This window comes from Mesorhizobium sp. M2E.F.Ca.ET.209.01.1.1 (assembly GCF_004010375.2).
Classification (GTDB): domain Bacteria; phylum Pseudomonadota; class Alphaproteobacteria; order Rhizobiales; family Rhizobiaceae; genus Mesorhizobium.
In genome coordinates, this window is record NZ_SADP02001019.1 from 1 (window position 1) to 301 (window position 301).

General features: G+C 62.5%; 1 protein-coding gene. It reads right to left on the reverse strand.

Annotated elements, in window-relative coordinates; all coding sequences use genetic code 11:
* Positions 1 to 80: 80 nt before the first annotated feature.
* A partial coding sequence (locus EN852_RS38930; RefSeq protein ID WP_135879909.1) for a hypothetical protein occupies positions 81 to 301 on the reverse strand: 221 nt, incomplete at its 5' end.

Genomic DNA, 301 nt, shown 5'->3' on the forward strand with positions numbered 1-301 from the left:
GTGCCGGAAGCGACGGTGGCGAATTTCTTGACAAGGCTCATGCGCTGGATGACTGCCTGCGGAATTGCGTCAAATGGATGTCATTCGGCCGCCGCCTTGGCCTTGCCGTTGCGTTCGGGCGCATTGCCTTCCAGCGTGTCGATCAGCCGCTTGTGGATGGTGGCCGTGCGCGTCGGGCTGTCGATCTTCTGCCCGGTGAGGTCGGTGACGTAGAAGGTGTCGATGACCTTCTCGCCGAATGTGGTGATGTGCGCCGAGGCGATATCGAGCGACAGGTCGGACAGCGCGCGGGTGATCTCGG